The 24,488-nt window shown below is 67.2% G+C and carries 20 protein-coding genes and 1 tRNA gene; 17 read left to right on the forward strand and 4 right to left on the reverse strand.

Features of this window, described 5'->3' with window-relative positions; all coding sequences use genetic code 11:
* Positions 1 to 200: 200 nt before the first annotated feature.
* The 14 genes from ACFYQ6_RS18410 (at position 201) to ACFYQ6_RS18475 (ending at position 19,226) form a co-directional block, all read left to right on the forward strand.
* A tRNA-Trp gene (locus tag ACFYQ6_RS18410) sits at positions 201 to 273 on the forward strand.
* Between the two features lie 106 nt (positions 274 to 379).
* The gene (secE, locus tag ACFYQ6_RS18415) at positions 380 to 667 is read left to right on the forward strand and encodes a preprotein translocase subunit SecE (protein ID WP_031096325.1); all 288 of its coding nucleotides are present in this window, start codon (positions 380 to 382) and stop codon (positions 665 to 667) included.
* 74 nt (positions 668 to 741) lie between these two features.
* A complete protein-coding gene (nusG, locus tag ACFYQ6_RS18420) occupies positions 742 to 1,644 on the forward strand; it encodes a transcription termination/antitermination protein NusG (RefSeq protein WP_361586262.1) in 903 nt (300 codons plus the stop codon).
* Positions 1,645 to 1,821: 177 nt separating this feature from the next.
* Entirely contained in the window at positions 1,822 to 2,256 is a 435-nt protein-coding gene (gene rplK / locus ACFYQ6_RS18425; protein WP_003967000.1) for a 50S ribosomal protein L11, read from the forward strand.
* An 82-nt stretch (positions 2,257 to 2,338) separates the two neighbouring features.
* Positions 2,339 to 3,061 (forward strand): 50S ribosomal protein L1, encoded by a 723-nt coding sequence (gene rplA, locus ACFYQ6_RS18430; RefSeq protein ID WP_356737286.1) that lies wholly within the window; start codon positions 2,339 to 2,341, stop codon positions 3,059 to 3,061.
* 394 nt (positions 3,062 to 3,455) lie between these two features.
* Positions 3,456 to 4,019: a 50S ribosomal protein L10 gene (gene rplJ / locus ACFYQ6_RS18435; protein WP_361586266.1), complete on the forward strand. Its 564-nt coding sequence runs from the start codon at positions 3,456 to 3,458 to the stop codon at positions 4,017 to 4,019.
* A gap of 86 nt (positions 4,020 to 4,105) precedes the next feature.
* Positions 4,106 to 4,489 (forward strand): 50S ribosomal protein L7/L12, encoded by a 384-nt coding sequence (gene rplL / locus ACFYQ6_RS18440; RefSeq protein ID WP_361586269.1) that lies wholly within the window; start codon positions 4,106 to 4,108, stop codon positions 4,487 to 4,489.
* A gap of 612 nt (positions 4,490 to 5,101) precedes the next feature.
* Entirely contained in the window at positions 5,102 to 8,587 is a 3,486-nt protein-coding gene (gene rpoB / locus ACFYQ6_RS18445) for a DNA-directed RNA polymerase subunit beta (protein ID WP_361586271.1), read from the forward strand.
* A 129-nt stretch (positions 8,588 to 8,716) separates the two neighbouring features.
* On the forward strand, positions 8,717 to 12,616 hold the full coding sequence (locus tag ACFYQ6_RS18450) for a DNA-directed RNA polymerase subunit beta' (protein ID WP_145804068.1): 3,900 nt from the start codon (positions 8,717 to 8,719) through the stop codon (positions 12,614 to 12,616).
* Positions 12,617 to 13,299: 683 nt separating this feature from the next.
* Positions 13,300 to 13,671 (forward strand): 30S ribosomal protein S12, encoded by a 372-nt coding sequence (gene rpsL, locus ACFYQ6_RS18455; protein WP_003948652.1) that lies wholly within the window; start codon positions 13,300 to 13,302, stop codon positions 13,669 to 13,671.
* Positions 13,672 to 13,673: 2 nt separating this feature from the next.
* Complete coding sequence (rpsG, locus tag ACFYQ6_RS18460; protein ID WP_018101248.1) at positions 13,674 to 14,144, forward strand: 30S ribosomal protein S7; 471 nt, start codon at positions 13,674 to 13,676, stop codon at positions 14,142 to 14,144.
* Positions 14,145 to 14,182: 38 nt separating this feature from the next.
* Positions 14,183 to 16,312 carry an elongation factor G gene (gene fusA, locus ACFYQ6_RS18465; protein ID WP_361586274.1) on the forward strand — a complete coding sequence of 710 codons (2,130 nt, stop codon included), beginning with the start codon at positions 14,183 to 14,185 and terminating at the stop codon, positions 16,310 to 16,312.
* A gap of 158 nt (positions 16,313 to 16,470) precedes the next feature.
* Positions 16,471 to 17,664 carry an elongation factor Tu gene (gene tuf / locus ACFYQ6_RS18470; protein WP_145804064.1) on the forward strand — a complete coding sequence of 398 codons (1,194 nt, stop codon included), beginning with the start codon at positions 16,471 to 16,473 and terminating at the stop codon, positions 17,662 to 17,664.
* A 389-nt stretch (positions 17,665 to 18,053) separates the two neighbouring features.
* On the forward strand, positions 18,054 to 19,226 hold the full coding sequence (locus ACFYQ6_RS18475; RefSeq protein WP_388763792.1) for a hypothetical protein: 1,173 nt from the start codon (positions 18,054 to 18,056) through the stop codon (positions 19,224 to 19,226).
* Between the two features lie 21 nt (positions 19,227 to 19,247).
* On the opposite strand, the gene ACFYQ6_RS18480 is transcribed toward ACFYQ6_RS18475, so the two are convergent.
* From ACFYQ6_RS18480 to ACFYQ6_RS18490, 3 genes are all read right to left on the reverse strand, one after another.
* The gene (locus ACFYQ6_RS18480; RefSeq protein WP_388763794.1) at positions 19,248 to 20,087 is read right to left on the reverse strand and encodes a hypothetical protein; all 840 of its coding nucleotides are present in this window, start codon (positions 20,085 to 20,087) and stop codon (positions 19,248 to 19,250) included.
* A 34-nt stretch (positions 20,088 to 20,121) separates the two neighbouring features.
* Positions 20,122 to 21,201, reverse strand: a complete 1,080-nt coding sequence (locus ACFYQ6_RS18485; RefSeq protein ID WP_388763796.1) for a helix-turn-helix domain-containing protein — start codon at positions 21,199 to 21,201, stop codon at positions 20,122 to 20,124.
* Between the two features lie 269 nt (positions 21,202 to 21,470).
* Complete coding sequence (locus tag ACFYQ6_RS18490; protein ID WP_361586285.1) at positions 21,471 to 21,896, reverse strand: ATP-binding protein; 426 nt, start codon at positions 21,894 to 21,896, stop codon at positions 21,471 to 21,473.
* 157 nt (positions 21,897 to 22,053) lie between these two features.
* Between ACFYQ6_RS18490 and ACFYQ6_RS18495 the strand changes: the two genes are divergently transcribed.
* Both ACFYQ6_RS18495 and ACFYQ6_RS18500 read left to right on the forward strand, forming a co-directional pair.
* Positions 22,054 to 22,929, forward strand: a complete 876-nt coding sequence (locus ACFYQ6_RS18495; protein WP_388763797.1) for a helix-turn-helix domain-containing protein — start codon at positions 22,054 to 22,056, stop codon at positions 22,927 to 22,929.
* Positions 22,926 to 23,129 carry a DUF397 domain-containing protein gene (locus tag ACFYQ6_RS18500; protein WP_388763799.1) on the forward strand — a complete coding sequence of 68 codons (204 nt, stop codon included), beginning with the start codon at positions 22,926 to 22,928 and terminating at the stop codon, positions 23,127 to 23,129. The genes ACFYQ6_RS18495 and ACFYQ6_RS18500 overlap by 4 nt, the downstream gene beginning before the upstream one ends.
* Before the next feature lie 15 nt (positions 23,130 to 23,144).
* On the opposite strand, the gene ACFYQ6_RS18505 is transcribed toward ACFYQ6_RS18500, so the two are convergent.
* Positions 23,145 to 23,609: a GNAT family N-acetyltransferase gene (locus tag ACFYQ6_RS18505; protein ID WP_388763801.1), complete on the reverse strand. Its 465-nt coding sequence runs from the start codon at positions 23,607 to 23,609 to the stop codon at positions 23,145 to 23,147.
* A gap of 563 nt (positions 23,610 to 24,172) precedes the next feature.
* Between ACFYQ6_RS18505 and rpsJ the strand changes: the two genes are divergently transcribed.
* Positions 24,173 to 24,481, forward strand: coding sequence for a 30S ribosomal protein S10 (rpsJ, locus tag ACFYQ6_RS18510; protein WP_003948644.1), 309 nt, complete (start codon positions 24,173 to 24,175; stop codon positions 24,479 to 24,481).
* Positions 24,482 to 24,488: the final 7 nt, after the last annotated feature.

Here is a 24,488-nt window from a genome sequence, read left to right on the forward strand (position 1 = left end):
CAGACCGGAAAAGCCGTCGGCACAGGGGTTTCAGGGACCGGACAGCACTCGGACAGCATGCGGACAGGACCGGTCGGTTGTTGTCTGTTCGACGCGGCGCCGCTGAACACGTACACTCACCTGTCGTTGGCCTTCATCAGCCGCACCGTTTTTTCATCCGGCCCACCGGAGAAGATGCGGTAGGTTGGTGGAAACCACAAAGGGTCGTAGCTCAATTGGTAGAGCACTGGTCTCCAAAACCAGCGGTTGGGGGTTCAAGTCCCTCCGGCCCTGCTACACACTCCTTCGCCAGGATGTGTGCGCATGTACGTACTTCAATGCACCGCCGTGCGGCTCCACCGGGCGCGGCACGGCCACGACCCGGAATCAGGTGAGTAGCGTGACGGACGCCGTGGGCTCCATCGACATGCCTGATGCCGAGGACGAAGCCCCCGAGTCGAAGAAGAAGACCCGGAAGGGCGGCAAGCGCGGAAAGAAGGGCCCTCTGGGCCGTCTCGCGCTGTTCTACCGCCAGATCGTCGCCGAGCTCCGCAAGGTCGTATGGCCCACGCGCAGCCAGCTGTCGACGTACACGGCCGTGGTGATCGTGTTCGTGGTCGTCATGATCGGTCTCGTCACCGTGATTGACTTCGGATTTGCGCGGGTCATCAAGTACGTCTTCGGCTGATCCCCGCGGAGGGCGCCTCATCGGCGCCCCTTTCGCATGTTCCACCCATATGTATCCAGGAAGAAGCAGCCATCGTGTCTGACCCGAACCTGAACGACGACGCCGAGCCCACGGCGAGCGCCGTCGAGTCCGCCGAGGACGAGCTCGACATCGTCGAGGCGTCGGATGCCGTGGACCCGGACCAGGTCGAAGCTGCTGACGCCGCCGCGGGCGAGCCCGCAGAGCAGGACGCCGTGAACGTCGAGTCCGACGAGACCGACGAGGTCTCCGACGACGACGAGGCCGACGAGGTCTCCGACGAGGACGCGTCCGAGGACGGCGACGAAGAGGACGACGAGGAGGCCGAGCCGGCCGCCCCCGTCGACGCCGTCGCCGCCCTGCGCGACGAGCTGCGCGGCCTTCCCGGCGAGTGGTACGTCATCCACACGTACGCCGGTTACGAGAAGCGTGTGAAGGCCAACCTGGAGCAGCGCGCCGTCTCGCTCAACGTCGAGGACTTCATCTACCAGGCCGAGGTGCCCGAGGAAGAGATCGTCCAGATCAAGAACGGCGAGCGGAAGAACGTCCGTCAGAACAAGCTCCCGGGTTACGTCCTGGTGCGCATGGACCTGACGAACGAGTCCTGGGGTGTTGTCCGCAACACGCCCGGCGTCACCGGCTTCGTGGGCAACGCCTACGACCCGTACCCGCTGACCCTGGACGAGATCGTCAAGATGCTCGCCCCCGAGGCCGAGGAGAAGGCGGCCCGCGAGGCGGCCGAGGCCGAGGGCAAGCCGGCTCCCGCCCGCAAGGTCGAGGTCCAGGTGCTGGACTTCGAGGTGGGCGACTCGGTCACCGTCACCGACGGCCCGTTCGCGACGCTGCAGGCGACGATCAACGAGATCAACGCCGACTCGAAGAAGGTCAAGGGCCTCGTCGAGATCTTCGGTCGCGAGACCCCGGTCGAGCTCAGCTTCGACCAGATCCAGAAGAACTGACGGGCTCACCGCCCCTTCTGGACACATGCCTACCGAGCAGGTCAGACCGGCTTCGCAGCTGGTCTGACCTGCTCGGTTTTTGGTCGCGCAGCTATACCCGTTATCGTTGTGCGGTATGCCTCCATCCGGATGACCGGAATGGCGGCGAAACACTCTCACTAGGACCCGGAGAGAGCAATGCCTCCCAAGAAGAAGAAGGTCACGGGGCTTATCAAGCTCCAGATCAACGCCGGTGCGGCCAACCCGGCGCCGCCGGTCGGTCCCGCACTGGGCCAGCACGGCGTCAACATCATGGAGTTCTGCAAGGCCTACAACGCCGCGACCGAGTCGCAGCGTGGCATGGTCGTGCCGGTGGAGATCACGGTCTACGAGGACCGCTCCTTCACCTTCGTCACGAAGACTCCGCCGGCCGCCAAGCTGATCCTCAAGGCCGCGGGTGTGGACAAGGGCTCCGGCGAGCCGCACAAGACCAAGGTCGCCAAGCTGACGGCTGCCCAGGTCCGCGAGATCGCCACGACCAAGCTGCCCGACCTGAACGCCAACGACCTCGACGCCGCGTCGAAGATCATCGCTGGCACCGCCCGTTCCATGGGCATCACGGTCGAAGGCTGAGTCAGCTCCGTAGCCCCTCAGTGGTAGGACCAAGCGCTGGTCCGCACCACGACTCCACACTCTGAAAACCACAGGAGTAGATGTGAAGCGCAGCAAGAACCTCCGCGCTGCGGACGCCAAGATCGACCGGGAGCGTACGTACGCCCCCCTCGAGGCCGTCCGTCTCGCCAAGGACACCGCCACCACGAAGTTCGACGGCACCGTCGAGGTCGCCTTCTGCCTGGGTGTCGACCCTCGCAAGGCCGACCAGATGGTCCGTGGCACCGTGAACCTCCCGCACGGCACCGGCAAGACCGCCCGGGTCCTGGTCTTCGCGACCGGTGACCGTGCTGCGGCCGCGGAAGCCGCGGGCGCCGACATCGTCGGCGCCGACGAGCTCATCGACGAGGTGGCGAAGGGCCGTCTGGACTTCGACGCCGTCGTCGCCACGCCGGACCTCATGGGCAAGGTCGGCCGCCTGGGCCGCGTGCTCGGTCCGCGTGGTCTGATGCCGAACCCGAAGACCGGCACCGTCACCCCCGATGTCGTCAAGGCTGTCAACGACATCAAGGGCGGAAAGATCGAGTTCCGCGTCGACAAGCACTCGAACCTGCACTTCATCATCGGAAAGACCTCTTTCGATGACACCAAGCTGGTCGAGAACTACGGCGCGGCGCTGGAGGAGATCCTCCGTCTGAAGCCGTCCGCCGCGAAGGGCCGCTTCATCAAGAAGGCGACCATGAGCACGACGATGGGCCCCGGCATCCCGCTGGACGCCAACCGCGTGCGCAACCTCCTCGTCGAGGAGGACCCGGCCTCCGTCTGAGCCCCCGTGCTCACCCGGTAGCCGACGTCACGGCATGGGACGGGCCCCGCAGCCTCCTGGAGGCAGCGGGGCCCGTCCTCGTACGTACTGCCGCCGCAGCCCCTGTGAGCGGCTCCTAAACCTCTCGCACCGGTCGAACCGGGACGGATTTGCTCCGAACGGCCCCGGTCGCGTACTCTCCTGAAGAAGCCAAAGACCGCTGGTCGTTGCCGTGCCTTCGTAAGAGGGAGCGGTGACCGAAGGATCCGTCGAGAACGGGCGACCTGCGCAGGTGACTGTGGAAAGCTCCCGGATTTCATTCGGTCGAGCTACGCCCTGGCGCCTGCGCCGGGGCGTTTCGTCTTTACCGGCCCCTTCTGAGCGGTCCTCATCACCCGGAAGGAGGCCGACGCTCATGGCAAGGCCCGACAAGGCTGCCGCGGTAGCCGAGCTGACGGACCAGTTCCGCAGCTCGAACGCCGCCGTGCTGACCGAGTACCGGGGTCTCACCGTGGCCCAGCTCAAGCAGCTGCGCCGTTCGCTCGGTGAGAACGCCCAGTACGCCGTGGTGAAGAACACGCTGACCAAGATTGCGGCCAACGAGGCCGGGATCGACACGCTGGACGACCTGTTCTCGGGTCCGACGGCGGTTGCCTTCGTCACCGGTGACCCGGTGGAGTCGGCGAAGGGTCTTCGTGACTTCGCCAAGGACAACCCCAACCTCATCATCAAGGGCGGTGTCCTTGACGGTAAGGCGCTGTCCGCCGATGAGATCAAGAAGCTCGCGGACCTCGAGTCCCGCGAGGTTCTGCTCGCCAAGCTGGCCGGCGCCATGAAGGGCAAGCAGACTCAGGCTGCGCAGCTCTTCCAGGCTCTGCCGTCGAAGTTCGTCCGCACCGCGGAAGCGCTTCGCGCCAAGAGGGCCGAGCAGGGCGGTGCCGACACGTCGGCTCCCGCCGACGCCGAGGTGGCGGAGTAACCCTCCGCCCTCACGGCTCGCAGCGGGCCCGTACGCCCGCCTACATATACATCCGGCACCTGCCGAATTAGTGGAAGGACGCCATCATGGCGAAGCTCAGCCAGGAAGACCTGCTCGCCCAGTTCGAGGAGCTCACCCTCATCGAGCTCTCCGAGTTCGTGAAGGCCTTCGAGGAGAAGTTCGACGTCACCGCCGCCGCGGCCGTCGCCGTTGCCGGTCCCGCGGGCCCGGGTGCCCCGGCCGAGGCCGAGGCCGAGCAGGACGAGTTCGACGTCATCCTCACCGCCGCCGGTGACAAGAAGATCCAGGTCATCAAGGTCGTGCGTGAGCTGACCTCCCTGGGCCTCAAGGAGGCCAAGGACCTCGTGGACGGCGCCCCGAAGCCCGTCCTCGAGAAGGTCGCCAAGGAGGCCGCCGAGAAGGCTGCCGAGTCCCTCAAGGGCGCCGGCGCCTCCGTCGAGGTCAAGTGACCCTGCGAGTCCTCTGACTCGTAAGGCGAGTCCCTGCCGCAAGGCCGGGATGTCACATCGCAAAGGGCGATCACCCATCCGGGTGGTCGCCCTTTGGCGTGCCCCCCAGGGCTGCCTTGAACTTCCGTCCGCGGCGAGTAGGGTGATCTTCGCCGTGCGTTTCTCCGGGGCGCGCAGAGGGCAGTCAACAGGCGTCCTCCGGGCGCAGGTGAAGATCGCCGGGGCGTCCGCCGGAGCCTCGGGGCCTTGACGAACCGCACGAGGCGCGCAATTCTCAGGACGCGTCATCATCTCGATCCGCATCCGAGGCATGGATCGAGAGCGAAGAGGGCAGTAAAGAAGAGCGCACACCGCGCGAGGGCTATCCATAGGTGTTGAGAACAGCTGTTGAGAGCAACGTGGGTCTCTGAGAACCCCGACTGGACATCAGTGTGGCGTTTGGCTACACTGACCCTTTGCGCTGCCTGTTAGCTGCCTCCTGCCCGTCACCAGGGGCATGCCCACGCCCAGCACCGATGACCGGATATTCCCTGACCTTGGGTTTCCTGTCTCTGTGTGCGGCTTGGGGCCGGTACGCGCGTAGTGAGTCCGAGCCCTCGGAAGGACCCCCTCTTGGCCGCCTCGCGCAACGCCTCGACCTCGAATACGAACAACGGTGCCAGCACCGCCCCGCTGCGCATCTCTTTTGCAAAGATCAAGGAGCCCCTCGAGGTTCCGAACCTCCTCGCGCTGCAGACCGAGAGCTTTGACTGGCTCCTCGGCAATGCCGCCTGGAAGGCTCGCGTCGAGGCTGCTCTGGACAGCGGACAAGACGTCCCCACCAAGTCCGGCCTGGAGGAGATCTTCGAGGAGATCTCTCCGATCGAGGACTTCTCCGGGTCGATGTCGCTCACGTTCCGCGACCACCGCTTCGAGCCCCCGAAGAACTCGATCGACGAGTGCAAGGAGCGCGACTTCACCTTCGCCGCGCCCCTCTTCGTCACGGCCGAGTTCACCAACAACGAGACCGGCGAGATCAAGTCCCAGACGGTCTTCATGGGCGACTTCCCGCTCATGACCAACAAGGGCACCTTCGTCATCAACGGCACCGAGCGTGTCGTCGTGTCGCAGCTCGTCCGCTCGCCGGGTGTCTACTTCGACTCCTCCATCGACAAGACGTCCGACAAGGACATCTTCTCCGCCAAGATCATCCCGTCCCGGGGTGCCTGGCTGGAGATGGAGATCGACAAGCGCGACATGGTCGGTGTCCGTATCGACCGTAAGCGCAAGCAGTCCGTCACCGTCCTGCTGAAGGCTCTCGGCTGGAGCACCGAGCAGATCCTCGAGGAGTTCGGCGAGTACGAGTCCATGCGCGCCACCCTGGAGAAGGACCACACCCAGGGCCAGGACGACGCGCTGCTCGACATCTACCGCAAGCTGCGCCCGGGCGAGCCGCCCACGCGCGAGGCCGCTCAGACGCTGCTCGAGAACCTCTACTTCAACCCGAAGCGCTACGACCTCGCGAAGGTCGGCCGCTACAAGGTGAACAAGAAGCTCGGCGCCGACGAGCCGCTCGACGCCGGTGTGCTCACCAGCGACGACATCATCGCGACCATCAAGTACCTGGTGAAGCTCCACGCCGGTGAGCTCGAGACCGTCGGTGAGTCCGGCCGGACGATCGTCGTCGAGACCGACGACATCGACCACTTCGGCAACCGTCGTCTGCGTAACGTCGGCGAGCTCATCCAGAACCAGGTCCGTACGGGTCTCGCCCGTATGGAGCGCGTCGTGCGCGAGCGCATGACGACCCAGGACGTCGAGGCGATCACGCCGCAGACCCTGATCAACATCCGGCCGGTCGTCGCCTCCATCAAGGAGTTCTTCGGCACCAGCCAGCTGTCGCAGTTCATGGACCAGAACAACCCGCTGTCGGGTCTGACCCACAAGCGCCGTCTGTCGGCGCTCGGCCCGGGTGGTCTCTCCCGTGAGCGCGCCGGCTTCGAGGTCCGTGACGTGCACCCGTCCCACTACGGACGCATGTGCCCGATCGAGACCCCTGAAGGCCCGAACATCGGTCTGATCGGTTCGCTCGCCTCGTACGGCCGCGTCAACGCGTTCGGCTTCATCGAGACGCCGTACCGCAAGGTCGTCGACGGCCAGGTCACCGACGAGGTCGACTACATCACCGCCGACGAGGAAGACCGCTTCGTGATCGCCCAGGCGAACGCGACGCTCTCCGAGGACATGCGCTTCACCGAGCCGCGCGTCCTGGTCCGCCGTCGTGGCGGAGAGGTCGACTACATCCCCGGTGACGACGTCGACTACATGGATGTCTCGCCGCGCCAGATGGTGTCCGTCGCCACCGCGATGATCCCGTTCCTGGAGCACGACGACGCCAACCGTGCCCTCATGGGCGCGAACATGATGCGCCAGGCGGTGCCGCTCATCAAGTCGGAGGCCCCGCTCGTGGGCACCGGCATGGAGTACCGCTGCGCCACCGACGCCGGTGACGTCCTGAAGGCCGAGAAGGACGGTGTCGTCCAGGAGGTCTCCGCGGACTACGTCACCGTCACCAACGACGACGGCACGTACACCACGTACCGCATCGCCAAGTTCTCGCGCTCGAACCAGGGCACCTCGGTCAACCAGAAGGTCGTCGTCTCCGAGGGCGACCGGGTCATCGAGGGCCAGGTCCTCGCCGACGGGCCGGCCACCGAGAACGGTGAGATGGCGCTCGGCAAGAACCTGCTCGTGGCGTTCATGCCGTGGGAGGGTCACAACTACGAGGACGCGATCATCCTGTCGCAGCGCCTCGTGCAGGACGACGTCCTCTCCTCGATCCACATCGAGGAGCACGAGGTCGACGCCCGTGACACCAAGCTCGGCCCGGAGGAGATCACCCGGGACATCCCGAACGTCTCCGAAGAGGTCCTCGCCGACCTCGACGAGCGCGGCATCATCCGTATCGGTGCCGAGGTCGTCGCCGGTGACATCCTCGTCGGCAAGGTCACGCCCAAGGGTGAGACCGAGCTGACCCCGGAGGAGCGCCTGCTCCGCGCGATCTTCGGTGAGAAGGCGCGCGAGGTGCGTGACACCTCGCTGAAGGTCCCGCACGGCGAGATCGGCAAGGTCATCGGCGTCCGCGTCTTCGACCGCGAAGAGGGCGACGAGCTGCCGCCGGGCGTGAACCAGCTGGTCCGCGTCTACGTCGCGCAGAAGCGCAAGATCACCGATGGTGACAAGCTCGCCGGCCGTCACGGCAACAAGGGCGTCATCTCCAAGATCCTCCCGATCGAGGACATGCCGTTCCTGGAGGACGGCACCCCGGTCGACATCATCCTCAACCCGCTGGGTGTCCCGTCCCGAATGAACCCGGGACAGGTCCTGGAGATCCACCTCGGCTGGCTCGCCAGCCGCGGCTGGGACGTCTCCGGCCTCGGTGACGAGTGGGCCCAGCGCCTGCAGGCCATCGGCGCCGACCAGGTCGCGCCCGGCACCAACGTCGCCACGCCCGTCTTCGACGGTGCGCGCGAGGACGAGATCTCCGGTCTCTTCGGAGCCACGATCCCGAACCGCGACGGCGACCGGCTGGTCCAGCCCTCCGGCAAGGCCCAGCTGTTCGACGGCCGCTCCGGCGAGCCGTTCCCGGACCCGGTCTCGGTCGGGTTCATGTACATCCTCAAGCTGCACCACCTGGTCGACGACAAGCTCCACGCCCGTTCGACCGGCCCGTACTCCATGATCACGCAGCAGCCGCTGGGTGGTAAGGCGCAGTTCGGTGGGCAGCGATTCGGTGAGATGGAGGTGTGGGCCCTTGAGGCTTACGGCGCCGCATACGCCCTCCAGGAACTGCTGACGATCAAGTCCGACGACGTCACCGGCCGCGTGAAGGTCTACGAGGCGATCGTCAAGGGCGAGAACATCCCCGAGCCGGGCATTCCCGAGTCCTTCAAGGTGCTCATCAAGGAAATGCAGTCGCTCTGCCTCAACGTGGAGGTGCTGTCCTCGGACGGCATGTCCATCGAGATGCGCGACACGGACGAGGACGTCTTCCGCGCGGCGGAGGAGCTCGGTATCGACCTGTCCCGGCGCGAGCCGAGCAGCGTCGAAGAGGTCTGACGGGTTGTCCGGCCGGATCCTCGTGATCCGGCCGGCTCTCCCCGGACCCGTTCAGACCATTGCTGAAGTGCCCCGATTTCTCGCGTGAAGCGAGGGGGCTCGAACCCCCGAAAGAGGGATTGACGACAAGTGCTCGACGTCAACTTCTTCGACGAGCTGCGGATCGGCCTTGCCACCGCGGACGACATCCGGACCTGGTCCCACGGCGAAGTGAAGAAGCCGGAGACCATCAACTACCGCACGCTCAAGCCCGAAAAGGACGGACTCTTCTGCGAGAAGATCTTCGGTCCGACCCGGGACTGGGAGTGCTACTGCGGCAAGTACAAGCGTGTCCGCTTCAAGGGCATCATCTGTGAGCGCTGTGGCGTCGAGGTCACGCGCGCCAAGGTGCGCCGTGAGCGCATGGGTCACATCGAGCTTGCCGCTCCCGTCACCCACATCTGGTACTTCAAGGGCGTCCCGTCGCGCCTGGGCTACCTGCTGGACCTCGCGCCGAAGGACCTCGAGAAGGTCATCTACTTCGCCGCGTACATGATCACGTTCGTCGACGAGGAGCGCCGCACCCGCGACCTCCCGTCGCTGGAGGCGCACGTCTCCGTCGAGCGCCAGCAGATCGAGAACCGCCGCGACTCGGACCTCGAGAACCGCGCCAAGAAGCTCGAGACCGACCTGGCCGAGCTCGAGGCCGAGGGCGCCAAGGCCGACGTACGCCGCAAGGTGCGCGAAGGTGCCGAGCGTGAGATGAAGCAGCTGCGCGACCGTGCGCAGCGCGAGATCGACCGTCTCGACGAGGTGTGGAGCCGCTTCAAGAACCTCAAGGTCCAGGACCTCGAGGGCGACGAGCTGCTCTACCGCGAGCTGCGTGACCGCTTCGGCACGTACTTCGACGGCTGCATGGGCGCCGCCGCGCTGCAGAAGCGCCTGGAGTCCTTCGACCTCGACGAGGAGGCCGAGCGCCTCCGCGAGATCATCCGTACCGGCAAGGGCCAGAAGAAGACCCGTGCGCTCAAGCGCCTCAAGGTCGTCTCCGCGTTCCTGCAGACCAGCAACAAGCCCAAGGGCATGGTGCTCGACTGCGTGCCGGTCATCCCGCCGGACCTGCGTCCGATGGTGCAGCTGGACGGTGGCCGCTTCGCGACCTCCGACCTGAACGACCTGTACCGCCGTGTGATCAACCGCAACAACCGCCTGAAGCGGCTTCTCGACCTCGGCGCGCCCGAGATCATCGTGAACAACGAGAAGCGCATGCTCCAGGAGGCCGTCGACGCCCTCTTCGACAACGGTCGTCGTGGTCGCCCGGTCACCGGTCCCGGTAACCGCCCCCTGAAGTCCCTCAGCGACATGCTGAAGGGCAAGCAGGGCCGTTTCCGTCAGAACCTCCTCGGCAAGCGTGTGGACTACTCCGCGCGTTCCGTGATCGTCGTCGGTCCGCAGCTCAAGCTGCACCAGTGCGGTCTGCCGAAGGCGATGGCGCTGGAGCTCTTCAAGCCGTTCGTGATGAAGCGCCTGGTGGACCTGAACCACGCGCAGAACATCAAGTCGGCCAAGCGCATGGTCGAGCGTGGCCGCACCGTCGTGTACGACGTCCTCGAAGAGGTCATCGCCGAGCACCCGGTGCTGCTGAACCGTGCGCCCACCCTGCACCGCCTCGGCATCCAGGCCTTCGAGCCGCAGCTGGTCGAGGGCAAGGCCATCCAGATCCACCCGCTCGTCTGCACCGCGTTCAACGCGGACTTCGACGGTGACCAGATGGCCGTGCACCTGCCGCTCTCCGCGGAGGCGCAGGCCGAGGCTCGCATCCTGATGCTGTCCTCGAACAACATCCTGAAGCCGGCCGACGGTCGTCCCGTCACCATGCCGACCCAGGACATGGTGCTGGGCCTCTTCTTCCTCACCACGGACGAAGAGGGCCGCAACGTCAAGGGCACGGACCGCGCGTTCGGCTCCACGGCCGAGGCCACCATGGCCTTCGACGCCCGCGAGCTGTCGCTCCAGGCGAAGGTCGACATCCGCTTCCCGGTGGGCACCATGCCCCCGCGGGGCTGGGTGCCGCCGGTCGCCGAGGAGGGCGAGCCCGAGTACCAGCCGGGTGACACCTTCCGTCTGCGTACGAGCCTGGGCCGCGCGCTCTTCAACGAGCTGCTGCCCGAGGACTACCCGTTCGTCGACTACTCGGTGGGCAAGAAGCAGCTCTCCGAGATCGTCAACGACCTGGCCGAGCGCTACCCCAAGGTCATCGTGGCGGCGACGCTCGACAACCTGAAGGCGGCCGGTTTCCACTGGGCGACCCGCTCCGGTGTGACCGTGGCCATCTCCGACGTCGTCGTGCCCGAGGCCAAGAAGGCCATCGTCAAGGGCTACGAGGAGCAGGACGAGAAGGTCCAGAAGCAGTACGAGCGCGGTCTCATCACCAAGGACGAGCGCACGCAGGAGCTCATCGCGATCTGGACCAAGGCGACCAACGAGGTTGCCGAGGCGATGAACGCGAACTTCCCGAAGACGAACCCCATCTTCATGATGGTCGACTCGGGTGCCCGAGGAAACATGATGCAGATGCGTCAGATCGCGGGTATGCGTGGTCTGGTGTCGAACGCCAAGAACGAGACGATCCCTCGTCCCATCAAGGCGTCCTTCCGTGAGGGCCTCACCGTTCTGGAGTACTTCATCTCCACGCACGGTGCCCGTAAGGGTCTGGCGGACACCGCCCTGCGTACCGCCGACTCGGGTTACCTGACCCGTCGTCTGGTGGACGTCTCGCAGGACGTGATCATCCGCGAGGAGGACTGTGGCACCGACCGCGGCCTCAAGCTGAAGATCGCCGTCAAGGGCGCCGACGGTGTCCTGCGCAAGACGGACGACGTCGAGACCTCGGTCTACGCCCGCATGCTCGCCGAGGACGTCGTCGTCGACGGCAAGGTCATCGCGCCTGCCAACGTCGACCTCGGTGACGTCCTGATCGACGCCCTCGTGGGCGCCGGCGTCGAGGAGGTCAAGACCCGCTCGGTCCTGACCTGTGAGTCCGCGGTCGGCACCTGTGCCTTCTGCTACGGACGCTCGCTCGCCACCGGCAAGCTGGTCGACATCGGTGAGGCGGTCGGCATCATCGCCGCCCAGTCCATCGGTGAGCCCGGTACCCAGCTGACGATGCGTACCTTCCACACCGGTGGTGTGGCCGGTGACGACATCACGCAGGGTCTGCCCCGTGTCGTCGAGCTCTTCGAGGCGCGTACCCCCAAGGGTGTCGCCCCGATCTCGGAGGCCAAGGGCCGGGTCCGCATCGAGGAGACCGAGAAGACCAAGAAGCTCGTCGTCACCCCGGACGACGGCAGCGAGGAGACGGCGTTTCCGATCTCCAAGCGTGCCCGTCTCCTGGTCGGCGAGGGCGACGCGGTCGAGGTGGGCCAGAAGCTCACCGTCGGTGCCACCAACCCGCACGACGTGCTGCGGATCCTCGGTCAGCGCGCGGTCCAGGTCCACCTGGTCGGCGAGGTCCAGAAGGTCTACAACTCTCAGGGTGTGTCGATCCACGACAAGCACATCGAGATCATCATCCGGCAGATGCTGCGCCGTGTGACGATCATCGAGTCCGGCGACGCGGAGCTGCTGCCGGGCGAGCTCGTCGAGCGCTCGAAGTTCGAGACCGAGAACCGTCGTGTGGTCACCGAGGGCGGTCACCCCGCCTCCGGCCGTCCGCAGCTGATGGGTATCACCAAGGCCTCGCTCGCCACCGAGTCGTGGCTGTCGGCGGCGTCCTTCCAGGAGACGACCAGGGTCCTGACCGACGCGGCGATCAACGCCAAGTCGGACTCCCTGATCGGCCTCAAGGAGAACGTCATCATCGGTAAGCTCATCCCGGCCGGTACGGGTCTGTCCCGCTACCGCAACATCCGGGTCGAGCCGACCGAGGAAGCCAAGGCCGCGATGTACTCGGCCGTCGGCTACGACGACATCGACTACTCGCCGTTCGGCACGGGCTCCGGCCAGGCCGTTCCGCTGGAGGACTACGACTACGGTCCGTACAACCAGTAGAAGTGAGTGAGAAGGGGGGGGCCCCCCGCCCGGGGGGGGGGGGGGGGGGGGGGGGGGGGGGGGGGCGGCGGGGGGGGGGGGGGGGGGGGGGGGGGGGGCGGGGGGGGGCGGGGGGGGGCGGGGGGGCGCCCCCCCGCCCGCGCCCGGGCGGCCCGCGGGGCGCACCCCCCCCCGGGCCCAAAAACCCTTTCGCTGTTGTGCTCCCCGCCCCCCCCCCCCCCCGGGGGGGGGGGCCCCCCCTTCTGCGTGCCCGGCGCCGGCGGTCGTGAGGTCGGTCACGCGCGGTGACCGGTGCCCGGTCGGCGACGTCCGGGCCCACAGCCGGCCGCGGGGCCGCGCCGAGCTCGTTTACGCTGGTGGGAGCGGCAGTGCCGGCCCGTCGGGTGCCGTCGGTGGGGCTTGGTGCGTCCGGTGGCGCGGTGCCACGGGTCCCGGGGGCCCGGGGTGGACGGCATTTGTTTTGACCCAGCTCCGTGAGGTAGGTACGCTCAAGCCTTGTGCCTGGGGTGTGCCTGGGCTCGGGTGCGTGTCCTCTGCCGCACGGCGAGTCCGTAAGTGGCCACCGCAATCTGTCTTTCCTCTGTCTTACCGCAGAGGCTTGCAGTATTCGACACACCCGACCGCGTGGGTCGGCGAGTGTTCCAGGTTAGTTTCACGAACGGCACACAGAAACCGGAGAAGTAGTGCCTACGATCCAGCAGCTGGTCCGGAAGGGCCGGCAGGACAAGGTCGAGAAGAACAAGACGCCCGCGCTCGAGGGTTCGCCCCAGCGTCGTGGTGTCTGCACGCGTGTGTTCACGACCACCCCGAAGAAGCCGAACTCGGCGCTCCGTAAGGTCGCGCGTGTGCGTCTGACCTCCGGCATCGAGGTCACGGCCTACATCCCGGGTGAGGGGCACAACCTGCAGGAGCACTCCATCGTGCTCGTGCGTGGTGGCCGTGTGAAGGACCTGCCGGGTGTTCGTTACAAGATCATCCGCGGCTCGCTCGACACCCAGGGTGTCAAGAACCGCAAGCAGGCCCGCAGCCGCTACGGCGCCAAGAAGGAGAAGTAAGAATGCCTCGTAAGGGCCCCGCCCCGAAGCGCCCGGTCATCATCGACCCGGTCTACAGCTCTCCTCTTGTCACCTCGCTGATCAACAAGATCCTGCTCGACGGCAAGCGTTCCACCGCCGAGCGGATCGTGTACGGCGCCATGGAAGGCCTCCGCGAGAAGACCGGCGCTGACCCGGTCATCACGCTGAAGCGCGCGCTTGAGAACGTCAAGCCCTCGCTCGAGGTCAAGTCCCGCCGTGTCGGTGGCGCCACCTACCAGGTGCCGATCGAGGTCAAGCCCGGTCGCGCTGCCACCCTCGCTCTGCGCTGGGTCGTCGGTTACTCCCGCGCCCGTCGCGAGAAGACCATGACCGAGCGCCTCATGAACGAGCTGCTCGACGCCTCCAACGGTCTTGGCGCTGCCGTCAAGAAGCGCGAGGACACCCACAAGATGGCCGAGTCCAACAAGGCCTTCGCGCACTACCGCTGGTAGTCGCTCACCCCATCGAGACCGAGAGAAGATTGAGCCTTATGGCCACCACTTCGCTTGACCTGGCCAAGGTCCGCAACATCGGGATCATGGCCCACATCGACGCGGGCAAGACGACCACCACCGAGCGGATCCTCTTCTACACCGGCGTTTCCTACAAGATCGGTGAAGTCCACGACGGCGCTGCCACGATGGACTGGATGGAGCAGGAGCAGGAGCGCGGCATCACGATCACGTCCGCCGCGACGACCTGTCACTGGCCGCTCAATGATGTTGACCACACCATCAACATCATCGACACCCCGGGCCACGTGGACTTCACCGTCGAGGTGGAGCGTTCGCTCCGCGTCCTCGACGGTGCCGTCACCGTGTTCGACGGTGTGGCCGGCGTCGAGCCCCAGTCCGAGACCGTCTGGCGTCAGGCGGACCGCTACGGCGTGCCGCGTATCTGCTTCGTCAACAAGCTCGACCGCACCGGTGCCGACTTCTTCCGTTGCGTCGACATGATCGTCCAGCGCCTCGGCGCTGTCCCGATCGTCATGCAGCTCCCCATCGGCGCCGAGGCAGACTTCACGGGTGTCGTCGACCTCGTGTCGATGAAGGCCTTCGTGTACCCCGAAGAGGCCGCCAAGGGCGAGATGTACAACGTCATCGACATCCCGGACAACCTCAAGGAGGCCGCCGAGGAATGGCGCGGCAAGCTCCTCGAGGCCGTCTCGGAGAACGATGACGAGATGATGGAGCTGTACCTGGAGGGCGTCGAGCCTTCCCAGGAGCAGCTGCACGAGGCGATCCGTCGGATCACCCTCGCATCGAAGGGCAGCGCCGACTCGGTCACCGTCACCCCGGTGTTCTGTGGCACCGCGTTCAAGAACAAGGGCGTTCAGCCCCTGCTCGACGCGGTCGTCCGCTACCTGCCTTCCCCCCTGGACGTCGAGGCCATCGAGGGCCACGACGTCAAGGACCCGGAGCTGGTCATCAAGCGCAAGCCTTCGGACGACGAGCCGTTCTCCGGCCTGGCGTTCAAGATCGCGAGTGACCCGCACCTCGGCAAGCTCACCTTCGTCCGGATCTACTCCGGTCGCCTCGAGGCCGGCACCGCGGTGCTGAACTCGGTCAAGGGCAAGAAGGAGCGCATCGGCAAGATCTACCGCATGCACGCGAACAAGCGTGAGGAGATCGCGTCGGTGGGCGCCGGTGACATCATCGCCGTCATGGGCCTGAAGCAGACCACCACCGGTGAGACGCTGTGTGACGACAAGAACCCGGTCATCCTGGAGTCCATGGACTTCCCGGCGCCGGTCATTCAGGTCGCCATCGAGCCCAAGTCCAAGGGTGACCAGGAGAAGCTGGGTGTCGCCATCCAGCGCCTCTCGGAGGAGGACCCCTCCTTCCAGGTTCACTCCGACGAGGAGACCGGCCAGACCATCATCGGTGGTATGGGCGAGCTTCACCTCGAGGTGCTCGTCGACCGCATGAAGCGCGAGTTCCGCGTCGAGGCGAACGTCGGCAAGCCCCAGGTCGCTTACCGCGAGACGATCCGCAAGACCGTCGAGCGCATCGACTACACGCACAAGAAGCAGACTGGTGGTACCGGCCAGTTCGCGAAGGTGCAGATCGCCCTCGAGCCCATCGAGGGTGGCGACGCCTCCTACGAGTTCGTCAACAAGGTCACCGGTGGCCGCATCCCCCGTGAGTACATTCCCTCGGTGGACGCGGGTGCTCAGGAAGCCATGCAGTTCGGCATCCTGGCCGGTTACGAGATGGTCGGCGTCCGCGTCACCCTTCTCGACGGTGGTTACCACGAGGTCGACTCCTCGGAGCTCGCCTTCAAGATCGCCGGTTCGCAGGCGTTCAAGGAGGGTGCCCGCAAGGCGTCCCCCGTGCTCCTCGAGCCGATGATGGCCGTCGAGGTCACCACGCCCGAGGACTACATGGGCGATGTCATCGGCGACCTCAACTCCCGCCGTGGCCAGATCCAGGCCATGGAGGAGCGCAGCGGCGCTCGCGTCGTGAAGGGCCTCGTGCCCCTCTCGGAGATGTTCGGCTACGTCGGAGACCTCCGCAGCAAGACCTCGGGTCGCGCAAGCTACTCGATGCAGTTCGACTCCTACGCCGAGGTTCCGCGGAACGTCGCCGAGGAGATCATCGCGAAGGCCAAGGGCGAGTAACTCTTCCGAGCTCACGCTTTAGGCTTGTCACCGGAGCCCGGTAGGGCATTCGTCGCAGCGCGCAAGCAGCGCGGCGAATGCCCCCGGCACCGGCATTCCAGCAAAGATCACCTGGCGCCGATGAAGCAAGGCGTACAGAACCACTCAGGAGGACCCCAGTGGCGAAGGCAAAGTTCGAGCGGACTAAGCCGCACGTCAACATCGGCACCATCGGTCACATCGACCACGGTAAGACGACCCTCACGGCCGCCATTACCAAGGTGCTGCACGACGCGTACCCGGACCTGAACGAGGCCTCGGCCTTCGACCAGATCGACAAGGCTCCTGAGGAGCGTCAGCGCGGTATCACGATCTCGATCGCGCACGTCGAGTACCAGACGGAGTCGCGTCACTACGCGCACGTCGACTGCCCGGGTCACGCCGACTACATCAAGAACATGATCACGGGTGCGGCGCAGATGGACGGCGCCATCCTCGTGGTCGCGGCCACCGACGGCCCGATGCCGCAGACCAAGGAGCACGTGCTCCTGGCCCGCCAGGTAGGCGTGCCGTACATCGTTGTCGCGCTGAACAAGGCCGACATGGTGGACGACGAGGAGATCCTGGAGCTCGTCGAGCTCGAGGTTCGTGAGCTCCTCTCCGAGTACGAGTTCCCGGGCGACGACGTTCCCGTCGTCAAGGTCTCGGCGCTCAAGGCTCTCGAGGGCGACAAGGAGTGGGGCCAGTCGGTCCTGAACCTGATGGCCGCCGTCGACGAGGCCATCCCGCAGCCCGAGCGTGACGTCGAGAAGCCGTTCCTCATGCCCATCGAGGACGTCTTCACGATCACCGGTCGCGGTACGGTCGTCACCGGCCGCATCGAGCGTGGTGTCCTGAAGGTCAACGAGACCGTCGACATCGTCGGTATCAAGACCGAGAAGACCACCACCACGGTCACCGGCATCGAGATGTTCCGCAAGCTGCTCGACGAGGGCCAGGCCGGTGAGAACGTCGGTCTGCTCCTCCGTGGCATCAAGCGCGAGGACGTCGAGCGCGGCCAGGTCATCATCAAGCCGGGTTCGGTCACGCCGCACACCGAGTTCCAGGCCCAGGCCTACATCCTGTCGAAGGACGAGGGTGGCCGTCACACCCCGTTCTTCAACAACTACCGCCCGCAGTTCTACTTCCGTACCACGGACGTGACGGGCGTTGTGACCCTTCCCGAGGGCACCGAGATGGTCATGCCGGGTGACAACACCCTCATGGACGTCGCGCTGATCCAGCCGGTCGCCATGGAAGAGGGCCTGAAGTTCGCCATCCGTGAGGGTGGCCGGACCGTGGGCGCCGGCCAGGTCACCAAGATCATCAAGTAATTACTTGATCGTCTGACCTGGTAGCTCCGCACAGAGCACCAGAAGGGCCCCGCACTTCTCGCGAGAGAGGTGCGGGGCCCTTCGCCGTGCGCGGTACGGGGCTGGTCATGTGCTGTCGTGCCGGGGTGGGCGGCGCAGGGGCCGGCGGGGCCGGATCAGGGCAGCAGGCAGGCGTAGGGGCAGTAGCCCGCCGCCCGCTTGAGAGCCGCCTGGGTCCCGGCTCCGGCGAGGCCGTCGATCGGTCCCGTGTAACCGTGCTGTCGTGCGGGTGGATCGCGGAGGCGGAGACCGTCACGTGATCGTCACCGTTGGCTTCGCACTCTTGTCCGTAGGAGTGCGGCGGCGTGAACTGGTGGCGGCAGAGTCGTGTGGGGGAGTGGAACAGAACAGTGAGCAGCAGAACACCGGCAGGAGAGCCGTCCGAGCGCCCGGACGAGGGGGGAGCCGTCTCCGACGAGCAGTGGGAGGAATTCCTCCGGCAGGCCGGGAGCGGCGGGGGTGACGTTCCGAAGGAGCCCTCGGCCCGTGCCCGCATGGTCACCGCGCGACTGCGCGCGCTCGACGAGGAGGCTGCCGCGAACGGGCGGCGCCCGGGCCGGAGGAACAAGCCGGCCGAAGCGTGGCAGCCCGACGGGTGGCGCACTGGCCCCTCCGGGCAGCCGAGCAGCCGGACCAGGAAGCGCAAGCGTCTCGCCGGGGCCCTGGGGATCGTTCTGGTCGCGGCAGCCCTCGTGGTCACCATGCGGCCGAGCCTGCTGACCGACCACCTGCCCGGAGGGGGCGACTCCGTGGACGCGTCCCCGCTGCCGGCCGAGACCGCACCGCCGACCGCCGTGCCCGCCGATCTGGAGAGGCCGACGCCGGAGCAGCCCTTCCTGGGCTCGCCCGCGCTCCGCTGGGCGGACGGGGCGGCGGGGATCGAGATCCCGGAGGCCGAGGCGGTGGGAGGGATGAGCAAGGGCGAGGTCGAGCAGGCCCTGCGGGCCACCCGTCAGTTGCTGGTCTCCGCGAACCTCGACCCGGCCACCCTGCGCGGCGAGCGGCCCGAGGAGGCGCTGGACCTGATCGACCCCCTGCAGAAGGGGGAGCGGGACCGGCTCCAACGCTCACTCGCGGAGCCAGGCGAGGAGCTGGATCCGCTGATGCTGTTCAGCCGGTTCGATCCGGACGAGACCGAGCTGGTGGGGGACGTCGTCAAGACGCGCGGGTGGATGTCCTTCGAAGCGGGCCCCACCGGCTCGGTGGAGGTGCACGCCGACTACACCTTCGTCTACCCGCTGGTGAGGAACGGAGGGAACGAAGTGGCGCGCACGATCGTGCGGCGGAAACTCACGACGGTGCTGCACGACCCGGAGCGGTTCGTGGCCACGCCGGGCAAGCTTTCCGTCGTCAGCTCGCAGCAGAACGTCGGCAACACCGACTGCGAGCTGAACGACGGCTTCCTGCACCCGTCCTTCCCGAGCGACAGGAAGGACCCCCACCGCGCCGGACCCGACGTGGACCCCTACGACCGCAGCGAGTGGCAGCCCGACGGGTCCTGCGGCACGGTCACGCGTACGTGAGGGCGGCTGCTCACCGTCGTGTCACCCGTGGGTGAAGATCTCCTCGACGGTGGTCGCGGTGACGGCGCGGCTGAACCACTGGTCCAGGAGCTCGGTGTCGTCGCAGGCGGTGATCTTTTCGCGGGCCTCGTGGGGTACGCCGACGCCGCGCAGTTCGAGCATGCGCAACAAGCTCTTGGCCTGGCCCTTCGCCTCGCCCCGGGCTTCGCCTTCGGCTCGGATCTCTTCGGAGAGCGGTGAAGTGTAGAAAGAGAGGTCCACGGCCACCAGGTTCCTCCACTGTTGTGCGGCCGGGCGGTTGCCCAGGCCCTGTGCGGTGAGTTCGACGATGGGGTTGGCGATTGTCTCCGGTGTGTCCCGCAGCGCGGTGGACAGCGATTTCAGTATGGCACCGACGTCCGGATTGTCGGCGTGTGTGATGGCGGAGAGGGCAGTGAGTGGGAGGTCCTTGCGGGCCTGGGCCACATCCGTGATGAACGGGATGTTGTGCGGCCCCGCGACCAGCGGGTGCAGGGTGAGCACGGGCCACTGGGGCGCGCCGAGCCGCACGGGCCGGGCCGCCCATTCCGCGTACTTCGCCAGCAGGTACGAGAAGTAGTAAGCCCAGCTCGCGTGCTTGTCGGGATCTTTTCTGCCTTGAGCCTCGACGGCAAGCAGAAAGGGGCCCTGGTGTTCCGTATCGATGCGCAGCAGGGTGTCGACCCGGCGTTCGAGTGGCTGGTTCTCCGTGAGGTCGTTGGAGAGGACCTCGGTCCTGGTGGACTCGGGGAAGGCGAGGCCGAGCACCTCGGAGACCCGGGAGAAGAGCCCTGGGTACTCCTGGAAGATGCGGTGCATTGCCTCGTGGGGCGCGTTGGCCATACGGATCCGTTCGAGAGCGAGGTTCGCTCGCAGCTCAGGCGGCGAAGTGGATGCCGGTCCGGCAGTCCCGGCAGTGGCCGGGGTGGCGGGACCGAAAGGCGCGGTCGCAGAGGTCGCAGTTCTGGAGCGGGATGACGATCCCGCCGGGACGCTGCAGGGGCGCGAGGTCCTGGGCGCCGGGCAGTGGTGGCGGCAGCAGAGCAGTGATCCGGTGTCGGAGCAGCTTGGCCGGGTGCTTCAGCGGGACCGGCAGGTCGGTCGTCAGCGCCTGGCGGACGGTCTCCGGGTGGGCGTCACGCTCCAGCCAGGTGACGACACCCGGGGTCAGGGTCTCGATGTCCCGTTCGGACAGGGCCAGTTGGGGTGTCAGGCGGCGCAGGTCCGCGAGGAGCGCCGAGGCCGACCGGTGGAGTTCGGGGTCCGCGTCCTGCGGCTGGGGCAGCGGCGGGGGCGGTGCCGGACGCGCGGTGGGAGCCGGCAGGGCAGCGGGCAGCGGAGCGGGAGCAGGTGACGTCTCCGGGTCCGGCTCGTGCACCACCGGCGCGGACCGGGGCACCACGGGTGCGGGGCTCGGTACGGGAGGCGGAGGCAGGGGAGCGGACACCGGCGGCGCGGCCGGTGGCACGCGTGTGTCCTGCCGGTCTGTCCTGGGTCGGGGGATGGAGACCGTGGGTGCCCCGGCGCCGGGTCGGTCGTACGAGACGGGTGCCCCGGCGCCGGGTCGGTCGTACGAGACGGGTGCCCCGGCGCCGGGTCGGTCGTACGAGACGGTACGGGTGACGATGCGGCCGTCGGCCAGCCGTACGCGGCTGCGGCGCAGGTATCCCGTTGCCTCCAGTTCGCGCAGGCCGGCCGCGATCCGGGCCTCGCTCTCGGGGAAGCGTGCGGCGAGGTGCTTGATGCTGATCCGGGCCCCGTCCGGCAACGACTGGATGTGCACGGCGAGGCCGATCGCCAGCAGCGACAGCGTGCGGTGCCGGGTGAGGTGGTTGCCGACGACGGTGAAGGCCGTGGTGTGCCGGACACGGACGTGGGTGACGCCGGACGACGGCGTGGAGCCCTCGGACTCGGGGGACGAGGCGAACGCGGGCGCGCTAACCTGCTGGGTATCCATCGGGAAGCCCTTACTTCCTCGGTGGTCAGGCCCCCGATCGGGATTCGCAGTCCCGGCCGGGGGCCGTCGCATGTCTGGGGTTGTCGCGGCGAGCATATGCCAGTCAACCCGTGCCAAATCCAGCCCAGTTGCCATATGTCACCCGTGTGAGTGACCAGGCCCGATGCGGGTCGGGTTGGGTTGGGGGAGGGTTCTTTTCCCACGTCCTCAAAAGCATTCAGTGGCGTGGGCCGCCGGGTCGCGGTCCGCCGCGACCCGGTGCGGGCGGGTCACCACATGAGGTCGAGTTCGGCCCAGACGGTCTTGCGCGGGAAGGGGCCAGGGGTCACGCCCCAGCGGTCGGCGAGGGCCTCGACGATCAGCAGGCCGCGTCCGGTCTCCATGTGCTGGCCAGGGGTGACCGCACGGGGCAGCCGGTCACCCAGGGCGTCGGTCACCTCGATCCGCAGAGGTCCGTCACGGTGGACCACGAGAGCCAGCCGGAAGTCCCGTCCCGGCACGCGCCCGTGCAGTACGGCGTTCGTGGCCAGCTCGGAGACGATCTGTGCGGCCGGTCCCGGCGGGAGCCCCCAGGTGCTCAGGTGGGCGACGGCCAGCAGGCGGGCTAGCCGCGCCCCTCGCCTGGTGGGGGACAGCAGCACGGTGAACTCCCGCACGGGAGCGGAAGATCCGGTTCGGGTGATTTCTCGGCTCATGTCACTCAGAGTGGTCATCCCGTCGCTACTCTCGAAAGGAGCGACGCCCGTGCGGAGGGTCCTTGTCCGGCTCCGGCACGGGGCCGTCCGGCCTGTACGCCGTGACGCACGGACGGCGGGCCCTGTTGGCAGGTGAGGCAAGAGGGAGACGGGGTGGATGGCCGTGGAGAGTGGCGGGGCGGGGCTTTCGGCGAACAGTGCGGACGGCGGGCGCTGGGAAGCCGACTCGGAGGACGACTCCGGTGCGGTGATGAAGGCGGTGGGCCGGCAGATCAAGCTCTGGCGGGAAGCGGCAGGCCTCCGGCAGGCGGAGCTGGGAGCCGCCATCGGGTACAGCGAGGAGATGGTGTCCTGCGTCGAGCGCGGTCGGCGTGCCCCGAAGCCTGAGTTCCTGGACGGTGCCGATCGGGTTCTCGAAGCGGGCGGGAAGATCGCCGCCATGAAGGGGGACGTGGCGGAGGCCCGGTATCCGAAGAAGGTCCGGGACCTGGCCAGAGTCGAGCGGGAGGCGGTCGAGCTCGGCGCCTACGGCAACCACAACATCCACGGGCTGCTCCAGACCGAGGAGTACGCCCGAGCGTTGTTCGAGATGCGTCGGCCGGCCCTTTCCCCGGACGACCTCGACCGCTTCGTCTCCGCCCGGCTGGCCCGGCAGGAGATCTTCACGCGGACGCCCCTGGTGACACTCACCTTCGTCCAGGAGGAAGTCACCCTGCTGCGACCGCTCGGTGGCAGGGCCGTGCTCCGCCGACAGCTCGAACACCTTCTGGAAACAGCGCAGTTGAGGCATGTCGAGTTCCAGGTGATGCCGACGGACCGGGACGACCACGCGGGGATGGGCGGCGAGGTCCAGCTGCTGAAGCTGAAAGAAGGGACGACGGTCGGCTTCTCGGAGGCTCAGCTGACCACCCGCACCGTCCTCGACCCGAAAGAGGTCCATCTCCTCGAACTCCGGTATGGAATCATCCGGTCGCAGGCTCTCAGCCCACGGGAGTCGCTGGCCTTCGTCGAGAAAGCGCTGGGTGAGACATGAGCCTCCCGTCCGCCGGACACCGATCCGAGTCCGCATGGTTCAAGAGCAGCTACAGCGGCAGCAACAACAACGACTGCGTCGAGGTCGCCGTGTCACCCCGGACCGTCCGCGTGCGCGACTCCAAGAACGTGCCGGGCCCGGAGATCGGCGTGGACGCGCGCGCCTGGGCCCATTTCCTGGAGTACGCGACTCAGGGCTGACCTCCAGGGGCGGGATCAGGACCCGGCGCGGGGCAGGCGGACCATGAAGACGTCCACCGGGTCCTCGCGTTCCATGGCGAAGCCGTGCCGCTCGTACAGCCGGCGCGCGGCGCTGCCCTGGAGGACGTTCAGCCGGACCGGCACGCCCTGGGCGTCGGTACGGGCGAGGACCCCGGCCAGGACCGCGCCACCGATGCCCCTGCCCTGGAGTTCCGGGGCGAGGTAGAAGTGCTCCAGCCAGCAGCCGTCCTCGGAGGGCCGCAGGGCGACGCACCCCGCGACGGCCCCGGCCGACTCCACGACGGCGGTGTGCTCGGGGACGTAGGCGTCACGCAGCCGCTGCCGCACCCGGTGCTCGTCGTACCGGCCCAGGCGTTCCAGGTCGGGGCGCATCGCCGCGGCCCGGATCTCCGATATGGCCTCGACGTCACCGGCGGTGGCCGGCCGCAGGCTCCAGCCCTGGAGGGTGCTCGTAGACATGACCGGATTCAATCACCGGGGCCGCGTGCCATGAGCGGATCATGGCCTGACGCCAGGGTCGGCCGGGCCTCGGCATATGCCTTAGGGGGGGGGGAATCGCCCCTTCGCGTGACACGGCGAACAGCCGGACGATCGGCGGGCGGGGGCGGTGCGCGGGTCCCGAAGGCGTGCCCGCGTTTGACCGGTCCCCCGCAGGGGGTAAGATCCTCGACCCGATTGGCCAGGCCTGCGGGCCGTATGGCACACTAGCCAGGTTGCTCGGTTGAGTGTCAATGCTGCGCGCCTCCCGCCGGGAGGACCGGAAGCGAGTCCCACAGTACTCGTCGACCCTCAGGGTCGGACGTACGGGAATCTTCCGGGAAGTGTCAGTGGGGCGCTGACCAGGCACCCGGTGGGGTTTCGCCCCCGGCAGCGCGGTTTCGGCCCGCACCCCCTTGGTTGGGAAATCCTTCGGGACTTCTACGTAGAGGGGATGCGACACGCCCGACCGCGTGGGTCGGAGGCGGAGGCTAGGAGAACTCCCGGGTTCCAGAGCGTTATGAGAGACAGGACTACTAGTAGCCATGGCGGGACAGAAGATCCGCATCCGGCTCAAGGCCTACGACCACGAGGTCATCGACTCCTCGGCGAAGAAGATCGTCGAGACGGTGACCCGCACTGGTGCGTCGGTCGCGGGCCCGGTGCCGCTGCCCACTGAGAAGAACGTGTACTGCGTCATCAAGTCGCCGCACAAGTACAAGGACTCTCGCGAGCACTTCGAGATGCGCACGCACAAGCGCCTCATCGACATCCTCGACCCCACGCCGAAGACGGTTGACTCGCTGATGCGCCTCGACCTGCCGGCGGGCGTCGACATCGAGATCAAGCTCTGAGGGGACG

The sequence above is a fragment of the Streptomyces sp. NPDC005494 genome (genome assembly GCF_042872025.1).
In the GTDB taxonomy this organism is placed as follows: Bacteria; Actinomycetota; Actinomycetes; order Streptomycetales; family Streptomycetaceae; genus Streptomyces.

Coding starts and splice junctions, on each gene's coding strand:
- ACFYQ6_RS18505 (WP_388763801.1), bottom strand. CDS start 23,609: ATGTCTACGAGCACCCTCCAGGGCTGGAGCCTGCGGCCGGCCACCGCC.
- rplJ (WP_361586266.1), top strand. CDS start 3,456: ATGGCAAGGCCCGACAAGGCTGCCGCGGTAGCCGAGCTGACGGACCAG.
- rplL (WP_361586269.1), top strand. CDS start 4,106: ATGGCGAAGCTCAGCCAGGAAGACCTGCTCGCCCAGTTCGAGGAGCTC.
- ACFYQ6_RS18495 (WP_388763797.1), top strand. CDS start 22,054: ATGGCCGTGGAGAGTGGCGGGGCGGGGCTTTCGGCGAACAGTGCGGAC.
- rpsJ (WP_003948644.1), top strand. CDS start 24,173: ATGGCGGGACAGAAGATCCGCATCCGGCTCAAGGCCTACGACCACGAG.
- ACFYQ6_RS18490 (WP_361586285.1), bottom strand. CDS start 21,896: ATGAGCCGAGAAATCACCCGAACCGGATCTTCCGCTCCCGTGCGGGAG.
- ACFYQ6_RS18480 (WP_388763794.1), bottom strand. CDS start 20,087: ATGGCCAACGCGCCCCACGAGGCAATGCACCGCATCTTCCAGGAGTAC.
- fusA (WP_361586274.1), top strand. CDS start 14,183: ATGGCCACCACTTCGCTTGACCTGGCCAAGGTCCGCAACATCGGGATC.
- rplK (WP_003967000.1), top strand. CDS start 1,822: ATGCCTCCCAAGAAGAAGAAGGTCACGGGGCTTATCAAGCTCCAGATC.
- ACFYQ6_RS18500 (WP_388763799.1), top strand. CDS start 22,926: ATGAGCCTCCCGTCCGCCGGACACCGATCCGAGTCCGCATGGTTCAAG.
- ACFYQ6_RS18485 (WP_388763796.1), bottom strand. CDS start 21,201: ATGGATACCCAGCAGGTTAGCGCGCCCGCGTTCGCCTCGTCCCCCGAG.
- rpsG (WP_018101248.1), top strand. CDS start 13,674: ATGCCTCGTAAGGGCCCCGCCCCGAAGCGCCCGGTCATCATCGACCCG.